This is a genomic window from Mesorhizobium oxytropidicola (assembly GCF_056174625.1).
Genome location: NZ_CM149692.1, coordinates 6,940,819 through 6,959,001, shown reverse-complemented (window position 1 = coordinate 6,959,001; position 18,183 = coordinate 6,940,819). Strand labels below are relative to the sequence as shown.

Here is an 18,183-nt window from a genome sequence, read left to right as displayed (position 1 = left end):
CAAGTCGAAGCACCCGGGACGACTTCGTTCTAAAATACGTCGCGTCGAAACGGATTCATGCGATGCGCTTCAACCGCCGAAAACGAAGGCCATCAGCAGCTCCGGTTCGAGCACCGGCGCCCGCACCGCGTTCAATTGCCCCCGGTAGCGACGATCGCCCGCGCCGATGACGAAACCGGTGGCGACCGGCGTTTCGCCATTGGCGTCGAGCCGGGTGAATATGTCAGCGACATTGAGGTCCAGCGCGAGCTTCAGGTCGTGGCGCGCATCTTCGCTTGGCGCCACCGGCAATTGCCGCCTGACCAGTTGCTGGAACGGCGCGTTGAAGGTCAGGATCCTCTTCGACGATGAGAGCGCAAAGGCCGGTGACGGGCAGGCGACCAGAATGGCGTTGATCGTCTTGATTGACGCAAACCTTCGCAAGGTCTGGTTTTCGTCGGCCAGTCCGCGCATGCAGGCCACCCGGATTGCCGATGTCAGGTTTCCTGTGTTGGCATGGCTCTCGGCGATCTCGTCGATCAGCATGCCGATCGTGCATTTGCGGCTTTCGGCCATCTGCTTGAGCGAGGTCCAGAACGCCCGCTCCAGACGAATGCCACGTCGCGTGCCGCCACGCGCCACGACGCGGAACTCCAGCCCGAAATCCTCTGTCGCCATGGGTGGGAGCAGCCGCTCGCGATCGGCGGCAGGAGAGGTGATGCTATCGTTCACTCATTGCCTCCTCGCGTGCCTTGTTGATCGGCTTCAGCAGATAGGTGAGGATGGTTTTGTGTCCGGTCTTGATGTCGACCGAACAGATCATGCCGGGAATGATCGAATAGGTCTTGCCATCGCGCGTCAGCGTCGACCTCTCGGTTGCGACGCGCACCTGGTAGTAGGGCTCGCCCGTCTTCTGGTCGACGAGGCTATCGGCGGTGATGTTGGAGACCTTGCCTTCGATGCCGCCGAAGATCGAGAAATCATAGGCGGTTATCTTGATCAGCGCGTCCTGGTCCGGCCGGATGAAGGCAACATCGCGTGGTGAAACCCGCGCTTCGACCAGCAGCGTCTCGGAAGTCGGCACGATGCCGGCCACGACCGCGCCGGGCTGCACGAAAGCGCCAACCGTGTTGATATCAAGCGTGTTGACGATCCCGTCGACAGGCGAGCGGATGTCCGTGCGCGCCACCTTGTCGGTGGCGCCGCGGATGGTCTCGTCGACCACCGAAAGATCGGCCAGCGCCTGCGTCAGGTCGCTCAGCGCCTCCTGCTGCAGCTGCAGGCCGAGTTCGTTGACTTGAAGCTTGGCTTCGGCGATGGCCGCCTTGGCTTTCTTGATGGTTTCACCGGCGAGGTTCAGCTGCCCATGCAGTTCGGTCTGCTCCCGCTCGACGCGGATCTGCTCGGTCTTGGCCATCAGCCCCTTCTTGACCATGGATTCGACCAGCGCCGTTTCCCGGTCGCTGACTTCGAGATTCTTGGTGAGGCGATCGAGGTTGGCGTTGGCTTCGTCCAATTCGTTCTGGCGCTGATCGAGACGCGATTTGAGGACCGACAGCTTGACCTGGAAGTTGTCGCGGCGCGCGACGAGCAGCTTCTGCTCGTTGTCGCAGATTTCCGGGGCGACCTTCTGGATTTCGGGCGGACACGGAAATGGACCCTCGATATTGCCGCCCTGTTCGAATTTCAGCCGCGCAATGCGCGTCTGAAGCGCCCGTGCCTTGGCCTGCTGCTCGCCGAGGCTGGATGTGTTCATCGTGTTGTCGAGGCGGATGATGAGATCGTTCTTCTTGACGACCTGCCCGATCGTCACGGCAATTTCCTGGACCACGCCTGGCTCGCTGGACTGGATGATCTGGGTTTTGGAAGCCGGTATCACCTTGCCGTCGCCACGTGCGATCTCGTCGACTTCGGCAAAAGACGCCCAGGCGACAGAGGACACAAAGAGTGCCCCGATGATGAATAAGGACGCCGACGCGAAGAGCGGCGGCCGGTCTTCCCTTGCAAGCATGTCCTACAACCCCAACGCATTGAATGCGTTCAATAAGTCTGTTTTTCAGGCGTTTGTTTTCTGCAGCGCCTGTATCACTTGATCCTTTGGTCCATCAGCAACGATCCTGCCTTGCTCGATGACGATAAGACGATCGGCCAGCTCGAGCATGCTGAAGCGGTGCGTTGAAACGATCAGCGTCGTGTTCCGGTCGAAAGCCACTTTGAGCTGCTTGATCAGTTGCCGCTCGGAAGCCAGATCCATCGAGCCCGACGGTTCGTCCAGGAAGACGATTTTCGGTTTGGTCAGCAACAGCCGGGCAATCGCCATCGTCTGCCGCTGGCCGCCCGAGAGATTGGTGCCGCGCTCGCCGACATTCATGTCGTAGCCACGCGGGTGGCGTGAGACGAAATCGTCGACGCCGGCTGCCTTGGCCGCTTCGACGATCTGCTCATCGGTCGCCTCCGGACATGCCATCAGGAGGTTCTCCTTGATGGTGCCCGAAAACAGATCATTGGCCTGTGCGACGATCCCGACCGCGGCGCGAACCTCCGAGGGGTGGTATTGGCGGATGTCGATCCCGTCCAGCAGCAACTCGCCTGATGTCGGCAGGAAGAGCCTGCCGATCAGCCGGCCCATGGTTGTCTTTCCCGAGCCGATACGGCCGATGATGCCGATCCGCTCTCCCGGCTTCACCGAGAAATTCAGACCGGTAAGAACCTCGTTCTCGGAGCCCGGATAGACAAAGCCGACATTCCTGAACATCATCGCGCCATTGCGGATGGGTCGGTTGACGAAACCCACAGTATCCGGGCGATCCTCCGGCTGCGCCATGATCGAGTTCACCATGCGCAAGGAAAGCATGGCCTGGCGAAGCCTGGACAGGGTGATGGCGATCTGGCCGAGCGGAGACACCGCCCGGCTGGCCAGCATGACGGTGCCGATGATGGCTCCGGTGGAGACGTGTCCTTCCGAGAAGGCGTAGGCGCCGGCCACGATCAGGGCGACCGTGACCAACTGCTGGATGGCCTGCGTTATGTTGCCGGCGGCCGCCGAGAGCTGCTTGATCTTCTCGGACGTGTTCGACGCGTTCTTGGAATGCTCCCCCCATTTTCGCAACAGATACGCCTCGGCCCGCAGCGATTTGATCGTCTCCAGCGTGGAGATGGATTCGACCAGCAGGGCTTGCCGTTGCGAGGCTTCGTTCATCGAGGCCGCGACACGCTTGCCGATACGCCGCTGCGTGATCAGTCCGACGATCACGGACGCCACGAAGGCCAGCGCAGGGATGATGACCAGCCAGCCGCCTATCGCATAGATGACCAGGAGAAAAATGAAGACAAAGGCTGTATCGATGAACACGCCGATGGTGTTCGAGGTGAAGAATTCGCGCACGAATTCATACTGCGTCACCCGATTTGCATATTCGCCCGTTGAACCTGGTCGTGCCGACAGGGACGAATTCAGCACTTTCTCGAACAGCAAGTATGAAATGCGCAGATCCGCCTTGCGCCCGGCGTAGTCGATGAGGGATGCCCTGGCGGTCTTCAAAAGCAGGTCGAACAGGATGACCGCGCCGATGCCGATCGACAGCACCCAGAGCGTCGATATCGCCTTGTTCGGCAAGATCCTGTCGTAGACGTTCATGGTGAAGATCGGCGAGGCGATGGCCAGCATGTTGATGAATACTGCAGCCAGGATGACCTTCGAATAGGTGCGCCAGAACGGCCCCATCGTTCCCGTCAGCCAATGTCGCCGCTCGATCTTCGGCGCCGAACCGACGTTCATCCCCTCGGCGGCGTTGGCATAGGTTATCGAGAAGGAGACGCCGCCACTGATGTAGCTGGCGGCCAGCTCGGATCTCGTGATGACTATACGACCGTCTTCCTGGGGAGCGGTGGTGAATGCGCCGTCCTCGGTTTCGGCCAGCAGGGCAACCGGCAATTGGCTGACGCGAAACACAATAGCGGGGAGGTCGACGCGCCCCCGAAGAAAGTCACGATGGCTGAACTCGGCGATTTCAAGGCCGATGCGCTCGGCAATATGGCGGATGGCGTCGATGTCGATACGCGTGTCCGACAGCGGCACGCCGGCGAACAGCACCGTTTGCGCGCTCGGCCTGCCGAGATATCCGGCAATGGCCGAGAAGCAGGCCTTGAACGCCTCCTTGGGGGAGAGGATGTTGGGTTGCTGGTTCACGATCCGCCCATAGGGACTTTCGATCGACCCTTACATCCGCTTACTTTTTCCTGACCGGTGCCAGGATATCGAACGGCAGGTCATTTTTCTGTTCCGAAGGCGTCCGCGCATAGGTTTCGGTGTCGGCCGTTTCCGGTGCCGCGAACTCGGTTCGCGCGTAGGCCGCGGCCTGCTTTGGCGGATGGATATCCATGGTTTTCAGCAATTGCCCGGTCGCCGCCAGAAGCCGATATTGGGCAAACAGTGAGGCGTAGGATGCGGTGTCCGCCAGGGTCGCCGTGTTGAACCGCGTATTCTGCGCATCCAGCACATCGAGCAGTGAGCGCTGACCGACCTTGAATTGCTCGCGATAGGACGCGACCAGCTTCTCGTTGGAAGCGGCTTGCAGCTTCAGGGTCTTTGCCAGGTCGGCTTGCCGGAAGCGGCGATCCCACGACGTGCGAACGGCTTCTTCGATTTCCCGCAGCACCTGATGCATCGCAAGCCGCTGCTCACTCGTGCGACGGATCTGCTCCTGTTCATTGGCCTTGTCGATGCCGCCCCGGTACAGGTTCCACCGCAGCACCAGGCGTGCCTGCAGGTCGGATGTATCTCCATTGTCGCCGTCGATGTCGTACCCAGCCCGAGCGACGCCTTCAGCGACGATCGAGGGGCCGTATTTTGCCCGGGCCGCGTCCACCAGCGAGGCCGCCGCGGCGATATCGCTGTTGGCCATATGGACGCGCGGATTGCTCTCCCGCGCAAGGCCAATCGCATCGTCCAGCGACCTTGGCAGCGCGCCGGAAACATCGGCCGGCCTCGATGCATTGGTCAGCGGCTTCCCGACGGTCTTGAAGAACCGTATCCTCGAGGCCTCCAGCTCCTCCGAGGCCTCCTGCATGCGGGCCTTGGCGGCAAACAGCCGCTCCTCGGCTTGTTGCCGGTCGGCTTCGTTCAACCCGCCGCCAGCAATGCCTTCCTGGATGTCGTGGAGAATTGCTTGATGGAAGCCCAGGTTCTTCTTTGCCTCGGCCACGATCGAAGCTTGAAGCATGTATTCAAGGTAGTCCTGGACGACCGAGAGCCCGATGAATTCCGACCGCTCCAGCACACGAAACGACGCGCCGTCGACGCGCGAGGCCTGACGGTTCAGCTCGGCTCTTCTCGCGCCGCTGTCATATACGGTCTGTGAAACCGTCAGATCGGTTTCTGCCGGATATAGGTTGTCATCGTCGAGGGAAAGCGCCCGTCGTGAGGAATTGTCGAGACGGCGAGCGCCAGCCGACGCTTCCAGGTCGACGCTGGGAAGATAGAGCCCCTTGGCCTGCCGCAATTCGAACTCGATTGCTTCGCGATTTTCTATGGCCTGGCCGATTTCGGGATTGGATTCGACGGCAACCGCCACTGCTTCCTTGAGCGTAAGTGCGCTTGCACTTGCGCAGGTCAGCATTGTTGCCGCCATCAAAAGACCAAGGCGCCTGCCCACAGCCGAGATGCTTGTCGTATTCATTTAACCCGCCCCAACGTTTCCCCCCGCACCCTTCTCGGGCGCTGAACCAGGCTTGAGCCCGTCCAGGGGATTATCCAACAATTTCAAGAAATATGTGAGCGATTATTAATTTAGAGGCAACTAAATTAGGAATTTTGGCCACAAGGTTAGGAAATGTAGCAAAAATGGCACAAAATTGGGGTCGCCGAGGCTTCAGCCAAACGCCGCCCGGTGTGGAAAAGTCCAGACGCACAAACCGCTCAAAGCGAGCGGAACCGCATGAAGCCGGCATGAGCCGAAACGCGGCCATGGAAAATTGATGACGCTCCGGCCAAGATCATGCCGCGTCGGCACGAAGGACCGATGCTGAATTGCAGGCTGCCCGGATGAACTCCCAAGCACGGTCGTAATGACGCACTTCCGTTAAGCCTCGCGCAATCTCTGCAATCTATGCTGATGCCAGATTGTCGAGGATAAAATGAAGCGCAGGCCGATATTACTCTTCGCTTTTCCAGCTTTCATCCTGATGATTTTGGCGGGCGAGCGACTAGCGACCCTGCTGCTCGGAGCCTATCCCGCCAGCCCTGCCATGTGGAGGATCTGGCTTGAACTGCGCCCCTCGTCGGCGATGTTCTGGCAACAGGTCGATCTGTATCTCGGCGGTTCGATGGTCCTGGATGCCGTCATCCTGGCTGCCGCGGCAATGGTGTGCTGGAGCGCTTGCCGCATGAGACGGGCGGCCGCGTTCTTCCTGGCTAATCACGTTGCGCTGCTTTTCGCCGGGCTGATGATCGCCTCCAGCAGTCATTCGCAGACGGCGAGCACGGTTGCGGCATTTCCGATGTCCAACGGCCTCCAATTCGCACTGAGGGTCGACTTTACCTGGCAGAACAGCCTCGTGCTGGTTCTGGGCTTTGCGGCCTGCGCGTATTGTCATGTCGCGTTCCTTCGCGAAACGCGACTGCGCGCAGAGACTCTGGCCTTGCGTCTTATGACTTTGAGTCGGGATATTTAGAGCAATTTCCAGGAAAACCGTGTAGCGCTTTCCCTTGGGAATTGCGTCAAAACAAAGAGATAGAGTCCGCCGCACTGGGTTTCACCATCGCTCCGACACCCCTCAATTGATTTTGCGATAATAGACCTTGCCGTCCGGCGTTTCCGTTCGCTGGTAAGAGGGGTCGGGGGCAGGGGGCGCGGCGCTCTTGCGCTTGAGTGGTCGTGGCGTATCGACAGCGGCGGGTTCGGCCGCGACATCGCTGTTGTTGGAAGATGCATCCGCCACGGTGCTGGTGGTAGCGACGGGTTCCGCCGTGCTCGTGCTGCTATCGTCGCGCGCCGAAGAAGGGTTCTGTTCCAACCGGGCTATGCTGCCGTTGATTTCGTTGAAACTGCCCTGCAATTGGCTGTCCAGCTTTTCAAATCGGCTTTGAAAACCGTTGTTGACCGTGTCGAGCCGGGCAACGATCCGCTGCTCGAACGTGCCGAGTTCCTCGAGACGTCCCTCCACGGTGCGCAGGTCGCTAATGCCTCGATAGAGATAGATGGCGGCGGTCGCGTTCAGCACGGCAAACAGGGTCAACCCGACGCCGACCACGACGGCCAGCCGCGACCGGCTCACATCCCTGTCGAGCAGTTGCGGTTCAATGGGCTCGGCGGAGACAGCCGGCACATGCGGGTCGCTGATCGTCGTCATTGAACCACCACCTTTGTGCCTACAGGCACGCGCTTGAAAAGATCGATCACGTCCGTGTTGGTCAGGCGAAAACAGCCCGATGTGCCGTCGAATCCCACGCCCGAGGGATCGTTGGTGCCATGGATACGATAGAGCGTGTCGTGTCCGTCCTGAAGCAAATACAGCGCCCGCGCGCCCAAAGGATTATAGGGACCCGAAGGCACCAGCTCCGGCAGTTCCGGCTGGCGGGCGCGCATTTCCCGGGGCGGACGCCATTGCGGCCACTCCGTCTTGGCCCCGACCTTGACGACCCCGGTCCAGCCAAATCCGTCGCGCCCGACGCTGATCTGGTAGCGCAGTGCCTGGCCCTGGCGGGTCACCAGGTAAAGCGCTTTCTCGCTCTTGCGGATGACGATCGTTCCCGGCTGCTCCGTGGTTGTGAAGGCAACCACCTTGCGCAGGCTGGGGCCCATTGCCGGCAGCGGCGGCCGGTCCGACAGCCTCGACCGTGCCTGCGCGAAGTCCTGGACCGACAGCGCCAGCGCCAGGCTGAGCACGCAGGCCCCGGCCAGCCTGGGAACGATTCCATCTCTACCGGGCAGCGTCATCGAGCCGCTCTTTGAACATCCGCTTCAGATCCTTGTTGAAGCGCGCCCGCCCGTCCACTTCGGAAGGCAGGATCGCCCGGTTCAAGGCATCGGTCAGAAGGGCGTTGTCCAGCGCAACCGATTTGATGTGCGGCGCCTTGAAGATCTTCTCGAGTTCACTGCGCGAAAAATGGTTCCCAAACCATTTGCGCTTGTGCTTGTTGGCGACGAGCGTGACGCTGACCGCATTGCCGCGCAACTCGCGGATTTTTGTATAGAGCCGCTTGCCTTGCCGCAGCGACGCGACGTTGAGTTCGAAGACGATGAAGATCTCGTCGCTGGTCGAGAGCACCGAATTGTACCAGGGCGTTTCGATATTGGGCAGGTCGATGACGATGTCGTCGAAGCGGTAGGCGACAAGGTCGAGAAGCCGGAAGACGAAATCGCCGCCTTGCGGCTCGAACGGCAGTTGCGGCCTCTCGAACGCATAGAGGGTGAGACCGGATGGACGCGAAAGCTTGATGACATCCATCAGCTCGACATCGAGCCGTTCCGGCTGGCCGATGATGCCTGCCAGGTCGAACTGGTTGAACAGGTTGAGGTAGGCGCCACAATTGGCGCTCTGGAAATCGAGATCGACCAGACAGGTTGACGCCGCGCGTTCGGCCGATTTCGTCGCCAGGAATTCGGCGGCCGACAAAGCGAGCGTCGTGGCGCCCGCGCCACCGCTGGCACTGATGAAGGTGATGATGCGGCTTTTCGTGCCCTGGCTGCCGGTATCGTGGAAGGTCACCGCGTTGAGCAGTTCCTTGCCGTCGAGCGGCTTGTGCAGCCAGTCCGAGGCGTTCATGCGCACCAGCACGCGCGTCTGTTCCGACGACAGTTCGTTGGAGACCGCGATCAGCGGCACCGATGCCCACAGCGCGCGCGCCTCGACGATGCCGGGCCTGCCGAGCAGTTCGCCATTGCCGAGATCGAGAATGACGATACCCGGGCGTGTATCCGCGGGAGGGCCTTTGAGAAAGTCATCCGTCTCGGAGATCCTGACGTCATAGATCGCCAGCGCATCGAGCCGTGTCGCCACCTCGCGCTTGAAATTCGCATCCGACGAGAACAGCGCCACCTGCTTTCGCTTGGTCGGCAGAACCTTGGTGTTGATGGCATTCATGGCCAGGTGCTCTTGATGTCTTCGCCCGTAACCGTGCTCAGCATGGAGGGCATGTTGATGTTGGCGAAACCCATCAGTCCCTGGAGGAAGAAGAACTGGAAGGTCCGGTTCTGCAGGCTGACGGTGATTGTCGGTACCGGCCCGCTAAGCCGGGTCTGATAGCCAAGGCCGGTGGCCGTGTAAGTGATGACGACGTTGCTGCGCAGCAGGCCCGGGAAGAAGTGGCACATGCCCGGCCGCTGGTTTGCCGCCAGCGCAGGGCAGACATCGTCATTGGTGTTTGCGGTGTCGCCACGAAAGATGCGGCTGAAATTGGCGGCGCTGAAGCCGCCGCTGTTGCTGCAGCCGCCCGTGCCGGCGGTGTAGGTGCAGACGAAGGGACCATAGGCGCCGGCAGCAACCGGGGCGCCGGGAGACGAGATCGGGGGCGCGGTCGCGAGGTTGGTTGCCACCGCATCCGATATCGAAGCCAGCCGCGCGCCGATCTGCACCGCCTTGGTAGCCGCGTTCCATTGATAGAACGCATAGCCGAAATCGACGAAGCCCAGGACAAGCGAGAACAGCAGCGTCGATACGATGGTCATTTCCACCATCGCTGCCCCGTCTTCCGATTTTGCGAAACGCTGGATCATGGTCAGAACCGGATCAACCGTTCGTCGTGGGAGCCCTGCAGCGTTATCGGACTGATGCCGATGAACGACAGCATCCCGACACCGGTGTATGGGTAGGTACCGGACGCGCGCACGGTGCAGACTTGTGCGGTGGTGGAGCGATATTGGGTAACGCCGCCCACCACGGTGTCCTGGCAGGAGTTGTTCGTCGTCACGGTGACATTCGATGTCTGCCAGCCGCTGACGCGCGGAGTATCGGTCACTACGCCATTGACAACGGTTACAGATGGCTTGCCGTAGACGGCGATGTTCGCGGCAATGGTGGCACAGTTGATCGCCGCCAGCCCGGAGTCGGTATACAACTGACTGTTGCAGCGCGCGGCAAAGCGAGCGGCGTCTGTAAGCCCGGCCTCCATCAGCAGCTTGTCATGGATCAGATTGCCGAATTCGAACACCCCGGCCGACAAGACCAGCATCAGCGGCGTGATCAGTGTCATCTCGACAATCACCGCGCCGCGCTGGTCGTGTCGAAATCGATCAAGATATCGGGACAGCATCTTGAACATCGCGGTCACCGGTAGAGCTGCGCTTCGTCGCGCAGGTAGTTGTCGAGCGTTCCGTTGCCGCCTTTGCCGGTGATGTCGACCAACTCGACGTAGATATTCTTACCGTCCTTGATCGGCTCGGTGATGAAGAAGCTGCCGAATCTCCTTACCGGAATGCCCGTCTGGCGGCCGTTGAAATTCGTGCCCGAAGCCTGAAGCGCATTGCAGTCCAGGATTGCGCCGTAAAGCAACCGGCGGTCTGGGATCGAGATCGGGGTGCCTGCCGCCGCAGGCGGGATACCCGTTTCGCCACCGACTGCAGCGTCCTGATAGATATTGTTGTCGATCTCGTAGCGATAGACCTCATAACGCGTCGGGAGATTGGCGCCGGTTCCCGATAGAGCCGCTGGCACGGCACGTGTGGGATGATTGGCGGCCCAGTAGCGCGCGAAATTCCAGTCACCAGCGCCCATGCGGCCGCCCATCATGGTGCAGTTGCCGGCGATCTGGCACGAATCGCGCTCAAGCCCGACACCCTTTGTCGGGTCTGTTTCATAGTCGACCTTGTTACTCTTGACGAACTGGCTGCCGTTTTTGGCGCCCTTGCGCACATTGACCGCAGGTCCGTCCGAGTAGCTTGACGAATCGATGCCGAAGCGCGAGTTGATGCCGTTCTCGACAGGGCCAGCGTTCTGTCCCGGCTCGGTGTCGACGCCGTCGCGCGAATAACAATTCTGCGGCTTGGAGTCGGCGAGCATCTTTTCGAGCTGGTTGGCGCCGTTGCCAAACGGAGAAGCCAGGAAAGCGAAGTTGCCGGGAAAGTAGGATCCGTCTCCGCGCAGCAGGATCTGGCGGCGACGGTATTGCCTGGTTTGTGCAGCCTGTTCCAGCGTAACGCCGCCGGTGATGGTTGTGTCCTCATACGGGTTGCACATGAAAACGGGCGTGTAATCGCAGACGCCCGACGTGAATCCGGCGACCGCCGTGGCCGCAACGTTGAAGCCGTTACTGGCCGAATTGCCCGTCAGAAACGACGCTGGGAATATCGCGGCGAAACCGGTCGGCGTGACCTTCACTTCAATGAAGGCGGTTTCATCTTCGCCGATAGATTGCGTTGCGTTGGCATAGTTTGCGCTGGTGACCAGAGTTCCGTCCGACGCGGGTATGGTCTTTAGGAAACGCCACGAAATGTTGCCGGCGCTGTTGCATCGTGCGGTGCCGCCTGGTTGCCCGGAAGTCAAAGTGAACCGGCCATTAGTGCCAACGGTTGAGAAAGCGGCATTGTTGGCAACCAGTGTCGCCATGGCGCGTTCGGCTCTGGCCCATGAGCCGGGCAAGCCATCAAGCTCGGCGGCTCCCGCCAACGCGAAGGCATCGGCGCCCTTCTGCAGGTCGTTTTGCAAATTGTTGACCCGGCTCATGTCGATCGCCAGTAGCGAAAAGCCGATGAGCGCCGGCAGTGTAACGCTGACGAGGATCAGCGCTATTCCCCTTTGATCGTGCCAGAACGCGCGAATGGTTCGCAGCATGGCCTTACTCTTTGCTCCCTGACGCCAGGTTTCCTCGTTTGGCCTGGCGCGCTGAAACCGCATCCTTCTGTTTCAGTTTACTGCGTCGTCGTCGTCACAGCCGACCCCGCCCCGCCGACATTGACCGTGATGGCAGGTGGTGGCGGCGGCGGTGGTGGAAATTTGTAGTTTTGAGCCACAGTAGCGGCGCGCTGGCCGTCACCTTCTATGTGCGTGTTCCTCGAGGCCGGATTGAGCGGGTCGACTGTCTGCAGCAGCGAATTAAACTTCTGCGAGTCGCCGGCGGCCAAAGTCACCGAATCGTAATGATTCAGATAGTCCGCGGCGCAACCCGCCAGCAGGCCGGTGCACAGAATGAGGACGAAGGCGCTATTTCTTGACATAGAGCATCTTGTCCTTCGATTTGAAGTTCAGCATGTGGCCATAGGGGCCGGTGACGCCGTCGCCGGTTTCATATTTCCGGATCATGTCCTTGTTCACCTCGAGCTGACCGAGCACGAAGAATTCCGGATCATTGGCGGGCCGTGTCTTGTCGAAGGGTGTCGCCAACTGCTCGCCTGGCTTCACCGGCCGCACGATATGCGGCGTGACGATGACGACCAGTTCGGTCTCCTCCTTCTGGTTGCTCGAATTGCGGAACAGCGTGCCGATGACCGGCACCTGGCCGAGCCATGGCACCTGGTTCTGCAGCTTGGTGGTCCTGCTGGACAGCAGCCCGCCAACTGCGAAACTCTGGCCGTCACGCAATTCGACGACGGTGGACAGTTTGCGGTTGGTGAAGATCGGGTCGCCAGCGGTGGTGAAGCCGTTCAGGTCGCTGACTTCCGGCGCCAGGTTCATGTGGATCTTGCCGTCGTCAAGTACCACCGGCGTGAACAGGAGATTGACGCCGAATTGCTTGTAGACAATGCTTATCTCGCCATTCTTGTCGAGAGTTCGGATCGGGACTTCACCACCCGCGTTGAAGCTTGCCTGCTCGCCGGAGAGCGTGGTGAGATTGGGATTGGCAAGCGTGCGCACCGCGCCCTTGGCCTCAAGCGCCTCGATGATCAGATCGACCTTGATGTTGTTGTCGATGACGCGGGTGATCAGTGCTGCAAACGGGTTGCTGGTTGAGAGCAGGCCGGAGAGCAGATCGCCCGGTCCGAGAACCACATTGTCACGGTCGACAGCCGCAACGCCCGTCCCGGTTCGGGTCGTCCCCCTGCTGTTCGTGCTCCTGATCGAGACACCAAGGTCGCGGCCGGCGTTGCGCTTGGCTTCCAGCACGCGCACTTCCAGATTGACCTGCTGGCTGTCGTCGACCGTGACGGAATTGATGATGTCGTCGGGGCCATATTGCTTCACCACTTCCAGGATGGCTGCCAGCGTGGCGCCGTCCTTGACATGACCGCCGAGCCTGACCCTGCCGTTGATCGAGCCGATTTCGATGCGTGACTTCGGCGCCACCTGACGGATCGCCTGCGCCATGTCGCTGACGTCGACGCCGACCTCGATCTGGATGACGCCGAGCGAGCGCTTGTCGGGCGAGAAGAGATTGACGGTGGTGGTGCCGGCGCTCTTGCCGATGACATAGAGGGTGCGGTCGGTCATCGGCTGGGCATCAGCGATCTTTTGGTCGCCGACGACGATATCGCCGAGATTGGCACTCACCTGGATCGTCACCGATTGCGACGTGGGCAGGAAAATACGGTGGACACTCGGATTGGACACGTCGATGAAGCGGTCGGCTGCATCGGCCGCCAGACTCCACGTCAACAGAGTCGCCATACAGGATAGCGCGGCACCGACCAATCTCACCCAAACCCCCCGCATCCCCATCTCCCTACTTCCGCCACCGGCAGCCTTGCTTCCGCCAACGGCAGCCATGCTTCGCGACATTCTAGCTTATTATTTTTGTCGCGGCACTTCATAAGATTCGAGCGTTATCCCCCGATAGACGCCGACAGTTGCCCGCGCCGGCGGCTCCGGCTGGACGTATTTGACCACTTCCTTCGTGACCTCCGGCGCCGGGGCTGATACCACGATCGGAGCCGGCGGCTTGACCTTGCTCAGCTCATCGAGCTTGTTTCCCACGCGGTCCACGGCCTGGGCCAGTCCCGCGATCTTTTCGTCCGCGCGCTTACGAGCGTCTTCCGCGCTCTGACGTTCGGCTGCGGCTGCAGCATCGGCTGCTGCCTGCCTGGCGAGTTCCGCTTGCCTTTTGGCGACGTCAGCCGGCATTTCGCCGGTGAGGTCGGAAAGCGTCACGCGCTCGGTCGCTTCGCCCTTGCTGGCGGCGGCCTGGCGAAGCGCCAGCGACAACTGGCCGGCGCCCGCCGCCAGGGTCAGCTTCTGCGCGTCCTTGGTGCTGGCCTCGAGCGTTACCGATTTGACGACGGTCGGGCTGTCCTTGCTTTCGTCGGCCACCTGGTCGACGGCGAGCACCCTCATGCCCTGCAAAAGCACGTCGACAAAACTCTGATCCGCGCCATCGTTGCTTCGCACCGTCCGCGTCAGCAGCACATCCACCCGGTCTCCCGGGAAGACGAAGCCGGCGACGCCCAGCACGTCATTGACGCGGATGGACACGGCCTTCATGCCGTCGCCGAGCACCGCCGAAAGCGTGGCGCGCTGGCCCGGGCCGGTGATCTTGGTGGTGAGCACGGGTTCATTGACGCCGATCGCCTGCAATGCCTGCTTGGGGGCTCCGCCGGGGGGAACGTCTTTCGTCAAGAGTTCTTCCGTTGTCTTGAAGGCACCGGCCGGAACCGCGCCCGCCGGCCATGCGACTTCGCGCAACTTGTCGGCGGACAGCGTGTCGCCGAACTTCAGCGCCACCGCGGCCACCACGACCGTATCGCGCTGGACATCATTCGTCTGCGCAATCGCGCTGCGCTGGTTGGCCAGCCAGATATTGGCGAGCACCACCGCCAGGACGCCGAACACGCCGGCGAGAACAATCATGATAACGGTATTAGCGCGCATAACCCCAACCCACTCGCTCGACTACGTGCCCCCCAAGGGTCGCCTGTCTCTGGTTGAAAGAGGCGGGCCCAAGTGTTTTTGCTCAGGCCTGCCAGAATATCGCTAAGCGGCAGCGGTAAGATTCGAGTTAAGTGTGGTCCATTGACCGCTGACCCATGCGCCGACCAAAATTACGGTTGCTATTACCGCCACCGTTATGATGCCGAGCAAGACTGTATATTCGACCATGGCAGCACCGGTATCATCGTCGCGGAACTGCCGGGCCATCGTCATGAAATTTTTCATGCCCATTACCCCATTTGGAGGTTTGAACCCGACGAGGTCATTCGACCTTCCGGTGAGAGCGGCGGGCCCAGGCCTTTCGGGTCGGGCCCGCCAGTGAATTACGCTGCTGCAGCAAGGGCCGTATTCAGCGCGGTCCATCTGCCGGCGACCCAGGTGCCGACCAGAATCACGGTGGCGATCACCGCTACCGTGATGATGCCGAGCAGTACCGTGTACTCGACCATGGCAGCGCCGTTTTCGTCATCGCGGAACTGCCGGGTCATCGTCATGAGCTTCTTCATGTCAATTTCTCCCTTTGGAGTTTGAACCCGACGAGACAGAGCTAAGGATGTACCCCATACCCAGCATCCCCCGTCATCTCGATCCTAGGTCCCGAGAAATTGCGGAGTCAAACGGGATTAATGGTTCCTTAACTTTCCAATACATGAACTTTCGAGTTCAGCGTGCCGTCAAAAATCAGCAAGAGCTTGATTCGTCTAATTTTTCAAGCGTTCTTAACCATTCATTCACAATTGTGATACGCTGCTAATTTAGCTATCCCTATTTTAGCTATATGGCATATTCCTTTATATCTAAGGGTTTATAGCCAATTATGGAGCGGGTTTCCGAGATCGGGGGCACGCAAGGCGCAGGGCGCTACATAGCTTAGTGCGCCTCCCACGTCCGGCAGCGGAGCGAACCGAAATAAAAACGATATTTTTTCACGCCGCTTCTTAACTATGTTGAAAGTATTGCCCGGGCGTGAGGCGTCCTTGCGCTTGTGCGGCGCTTGGTTAACGTTTAGTTTCAACTAATATGCGCTGGAGGGGGTATAAGGGATTATGCTGGGGCGATTCATCAAGGGTGGCGAGGCGCGGGTCGAGCCGAGGGTGGAGCCGATCGCGGTCCTCCCGGTTGCCAACGGCGCCCTGCCTGTCGCCGATTTCGAACCACATGGCGACGAGTTCCTGGCGCTGAAAGTCGATCTGCATCGACATCTCATTGATCGGTTCAACCTCGCGTCGCTCGAAACCGCGTCGAAGGACGAGATCCTGAACGAAATCCGTCCCATCGTGCGCGAGTTCGTGCGCGGTCGCAACGTTCCGCTGAACGCGCGCGAACTCGACCAGCTGACCAGTGACACCGCTGACGAGATGCTCGGCCTGGGGCCGATCGAGCCGTTGCTCAAGGATGATTCCATCGCCGACATTCTGATTAATACGCACAAGAGGGTCTTCATCGAGCGATATGGCGTGATCGAGGAGACCGCGATCCGCTTCCGCGACGAGGCGCACCTGCTGCGCGTCATCAACAAGATCGTCTCGGCGATCGGCCGGCGCGTCGACGAATCGGCGCCGATGGTCGATGCCCGGCTCGCGGACGGCTCACGCGTCAACATTGCTGTCCGGCCGATCTCGGTCGACGGCCCGCTGGTTTCGATCCGCAAATTCTCGAAGAATCCTTATTCGCTCGAACGCCTGATGGCGTTCAACTCGATCCGACAGCCGATGGTCGATCTGCTGCGCATCGCCGTGCAGTCGCGCAAATCGATCCTGGTTTCCGGCGGCACCGGCAGCGGCAAGACGACCTTGCTCAACGCGTTGTCGAGCTACATCCCCTCGAAAGAGCGTCTGATCACCATCGAGGATGCGGCCGAACTGCAATTGCAGCAGCCGCATGTCGGCCGGCTGGAGACGCGTCCGCCCAATGTCGAGGGCAAGGGCGAGGTCCGCCAGCGCGAATTGCTGAAGAACGCACTGCGCATGCGGCCGGACCGCATCATCGTCGGCGAGGTTCGCGGCGAGGAAGCCTTCGACATGCTGCAGGCCATGAACACCGGCCATGAAGGCTCGATGACCACCATCCACGCCAACACGCCGCGCGATGCGATCTCGCGGCTCGAGCAGATGGTCGGCATGGCCGGCATGCCGATGACCAATGATTCCATTCGCGCGCAGATCGCTTCGGCCATCGACATCATCGTGCAGACCCAGCGTCTCTCGGACGGCGGCCGGCGAGTCACCTCCATATCGGAGCTGACCGGCATGGAAGGTAATGTCGTCCAGCTTCAGGAAATCTATCACTTCGTCCGCCGCGATGTCCGCGCCGATGGTGCCATAGTCGGTGATTTTCGCGCCACCGGTGTTCGGCCGCGCTTTGCCACCGAAGCCGCGGCGATGGGGCACCATTTCGCAAAAGACGCTTTCAACCCGCAGGTCCCGCTCTGATGCCGACCGGTCAGACCCTCCTCTACTTCATCTATGTGCTGGCGGCGGCGTCGGTCATTCTCGCCGCTGAGTCCTTCTTTCTTTCAATCGCCGGGCGCCGAGCGCGGGCAGGCATCATAAATCGACGCTTGCTGCGGCTGGGAGAAGAAAAGCCAGCCGAGCAGAGTTTGCAGGGACTGCTGCAGGAACGCGGGCTGACGGCGTCGGGCGACTTCATTTTCGGCGCAATCGCGCTCAACCGGCTCTACACGCAATCCGGCATCACCGGCAATCCACTCGCTTTCCTGGCTGTATTCCTGCTCGCCGGCCTCGTGCTGGCGCTCCTCTGGCATTGCTTCTGCACCTGTCCGTCATTGTCGCCATCATCGCCTTCTTGATTGTCGGATTTGCTCTGCCGGTTCTCGTTTTGCGAAGGGCTCGGAACAAGCGCATCAATAAATTCGCGCTCCAGCTTCCCGATGCACTCGATATGATCGTACGATCTCTGCGCGCCGGTCACCCAACCACCGTTGCGATAGGGCTTGTCGCGCGTGAAATGCCCGATCCGCTCGGCACTGAATTCGGCATCGTTTCCGACGAAATCAGTTTTGGCCTCAGTCTGGAGCAGGCTGTTCGAAAACTGTCGGAGCGGGTCGGTTTCGAAGGCCTGCATCTGCTTTCGGTATCGCTCTCCATCCAGGCCAAGACCGGCGGCAATCTCACCGAAATACTCTCAAACCTGTCGTCGGTATTGCGCGAGCGCCGGAAATTGCGAATGAAGATCAAGGCGCTTTCCGCGGAAGGCCGCATGTCCGCCTGGATAATCTCGCTATTTCCACTTGTGATGCTTGGGGTGCTGTCAGTCCTCGCGCCGAATTTTTACGGTGACGTCTGGGGTAGTCCGATCATCATGCCGGTGTTCGTGATCTTTGGGTCGTGGGCACTGCTGGGCGACTTCATAATGTACCGAATGGTCAACTTCGATTTCTAGCGGCGG

Annotated in this window: 19 protein-coding genes; 4 read left to right on the top strand and 15 right to left on the bottom strand. The window is 60.4% G+C overall.

The genetic code is table 11. The annotated features are described in order from the left end of the window. Positions 1-69: 69 nt before the first annotated feature. The 4 genes from AC0V8S_RS34560 to AC0V8S_RS34545 are packed head-to-tail and all read right to left on the bottom strand — an operon-like array spanning position 70 to position 5,657. Complete coding sequence (locus tag AC0V8S_RS34560) at positions 70-711, bottom strand: ribbon-helix-helix domain-containing protein (RefSeq protein WP_475436100.1); 642 nt, start codon at positions 709-711, stop codon at positions 70-72. Then, a complete protein-coding gene (locus AC0V8S_RS34555; protein ID WP_183456306.1) occupies positions 701-1,990 on the bottom strand; it encodes an HlyD family type I secretion periplasmic adaptor subunit in 1,290 nt (429 codons plus the stop codon). The genes AC0V8S_RS34560 and AC0V8S_RS34555 overlap by 11 nt, the downstream gene beginning before the upstream one ends. Positions 1,991-2,035: 45 nt before the next feature. Continuing rightward, complete coding sequence (locus AC0V8S_RS34550) at positions 2,036-4,168, bottom strand: type I secretion system permease/ATPase (RefSeq protein ID WP_475436098.1); 2,133 nt, start codon at positions 4,166-4,168, stop codon at positions 2,036-2,038. Positions 4,169-4,208: 40 nt separating this feature from the next. Continuing rightward, the gene (locus tag AC0V8S_RS34545; RefSeq protein ID WP_183456310.1) at positions 4,209-5,657 is read right to left on the bottom strand and encodes a TolC family protein; all 1,449 of its coding nucleotides are present in this window, start codon (positions 5,655-5,657) and stop codon (positions 4,209-4,211) included. 457 nt (positions 5,658-6,114) lie between these two features. Between AC0V8S_RS34545 and AC0V8S_RS34540 the strand changes: the two genes are divergently transcribed. Further along, a complete protein-coding gene (locus AC0V8S_RS34540; protein WP_183456312.1) occupies positions 6,115-6,651 on the top strand; it encodes a hypothetical protein in 537 nt (178 codons plus the stop codon). Positions 6,652-6,753: 102 nt separating this feature from the next. Here AC0V8S_RS34540 and AC0V8S_RS34535 read toward each other — a convergent pair whose 3' ends face one another. The 11 genes from AC0V8S_RS34535 to AC0V8S_RS34485 all read right to left on the bottom strand — a co-directional run bounded on the left by AC0V8S_RS34535 (position 6,754) and on the right by AC0V8S_RS34485 (position 15,281). Continuing rightward, entirely contained in the window at positions 6,754-7,329 is a 576-nt protein-coding gene (locus AC0V8S_RS34535; RefSeq protein WP_183456314.1) for a hypothetical protein, read from the bottom strand. Then, positions 7,326-7,916 (bottom strand): L,D-transpeptidase, encoded by a 591-nt coding sequence (locus AC0V8S_RS34530; protein ID WP_183456316.1) that lies wholly within the window; start codon positions 7,914-7,916, stop codon positions 7,326-7,328. Before AC0V8S_RS34530 ends, AC0V8S_RS34535 begins: the two co-directional genes overlap by 4 nt. Next, a complete protein-coding gene (locus AC0V8S_RS34525; RefSeq protein ID WP_183456318.1) occupies positions 7,900-9,063 on the bottom strand; it encodes a CpaE/TadZ family protein in 1,164 nt (387 codons plus the stop codon). Before AC0V8S_RS34525 ends, AC0V8S_RS34530 begins: the two co-directional genes overlap by 17 nt. Then, positions 9,060-9,695, bottom strand: coding sequence for a TadE/TadG family type IV pilus assembly protein (locus AC0V8S_RS34520; protein ID WP_183456320.1), 636 nt, complete (start codon positions 9,693-9,695; stop codon positions 9,060-9,062). The genes AC0V8S_RS34525 and AC0V8S_RS34520 overlap by 4 nt, the downstream gene beginning before the upstream one ends. Positions 9,696-9,697: 2 nt before the next feature. After that, positions 9,698-10,240, bottom strand: coding sequence for a TadE/TadG family type IV pilus assembly protein (locus AC0V8S_RS34515; protein ID WP_244661525.1), 543 nt, complete (start codon positions 10,238-10,240; stop codon positions 9,698-9,700). Between the two features lie 5 nt (positions 10,241-10,245). After that, entirely contained in the window at positions 10,246-11,748 is a 1,503-nt protein-coding gene (locus AC0V8S_RS34510) for a TadE/TadG family type IV pilus assembly protein (RefSeq protein ID WP_475436093.1), read from the bottom strand. A gap of 77 nt (positions 11,749-11,825) precedes the next feature. Continuing rightward, entirely contained in the window at positions 11,826-12,131 is a 306-nt protein-coding gene (locus AC0V8S_RS34505) for a hypothetical protein (protein WP_183456324.1), read from the bottom strand. Next, complete coding sequence (locus AC0V8S_RS34500; protein WP_183456326.1) at positions 12,118-13,563, bottom strand: type II and III secretion system protein family protein; 1,446 nt, start codon at positions 13,561-13,563, stop codon at positions 12,118-12,120. Before AC0V8S_RS34500 ends, AC0V8S_RS34505 begins: the two co-directional genes overlap by 14 nt. 75 nt (positions 13,564-13,638) lie before the next feature. Beyond that, a complete protein-coding gene (gene cpaB / locus AC0V8S_RS34495; RefSeq protein ID WP_475436091.1) occupies positions 13,639-14,715 on the bottom strand; it encodes a Flp pilus assembly protein CpaB in 1,077 nt (358 codons plus the stop codon). Positions 14,716-14,817: 102 nt separating this feature from the next. Further along, the gene (locus AC0V8S_RS34490; RefSeq protein ID WP_183456328.1) at positions 14,818-15,000 is read right to left on the bottom strand and encodes a Flp family type IVb pilin; all 183 of its coding nucleotides are present in this window, start codon (positions 14,998-15,000) and stop codon (positions 14,818-14,820) included. 98 nt (positions 15,001-15,098) lie between these two features. Further along, the gene (locus AC0V8S_RS34485) at positions 15,099-15,281 is read right to left on the bottom strand and encodes a Flp family type IVb pilin (protein ID WP_183456330.1); all 183 of its coding nucleotides are present in this window, start codon (positions 15,279-15,281) and stop codon (positions 15,099-15,101) included. Positions 15,282-15,821: 540 nt separating this feature from the next. Between AC0V8S_RS34485 and AC0V8S_RS34480 the strand changes: the two genes are divergently transcribed. The 3 genes from AC0V8S_RS34480 (at position 15,822) to AC0V8S_RS34470 (ending at position 18,177) form a co-directional block, all read left to right on the top strand. Then, a complete protein-coding gene (locus AC0V8S_RS34480) occupies positions 15,822-17,207 on the top strand; it encodes a CpaF family protein (protein ID WP_475436088.1) in 1,386 nt (461 codons plus the stop codon). Continuing rightward, positions 17,207-17,584: a hypothetical protein gene (locus tag AC0V8S_RS34475; RefSeq protein ID WP_475436087.1), complete on the top strand. Its 378-nt coding sequence runs from the start codon at positions 17,207-17,209 to the stop codon at positions 17,582-17,584. Before AC0V8S_RS34480 ends, AC0V8S_RS34475 begins: the two co-directional genes overlap by 1 nt. A gap of 92 nt (positions 17,585-17,676) precedes the next feature. Next, the gene (locus tag AC0V8S_RS34470) at positions 17,677-18,177 is read left to right on the top strand and encodes a type II secretion system F family protein (protein ID WP_475436085.1); all 501 of its coding nucleotides are present in this window, start codon (positions 17,677-17,679) and stop codon (positions 18,175-18,177) included. The last annotated feature ends 6 nt before the right edge of the window (positions 18,178-18,183 follow it).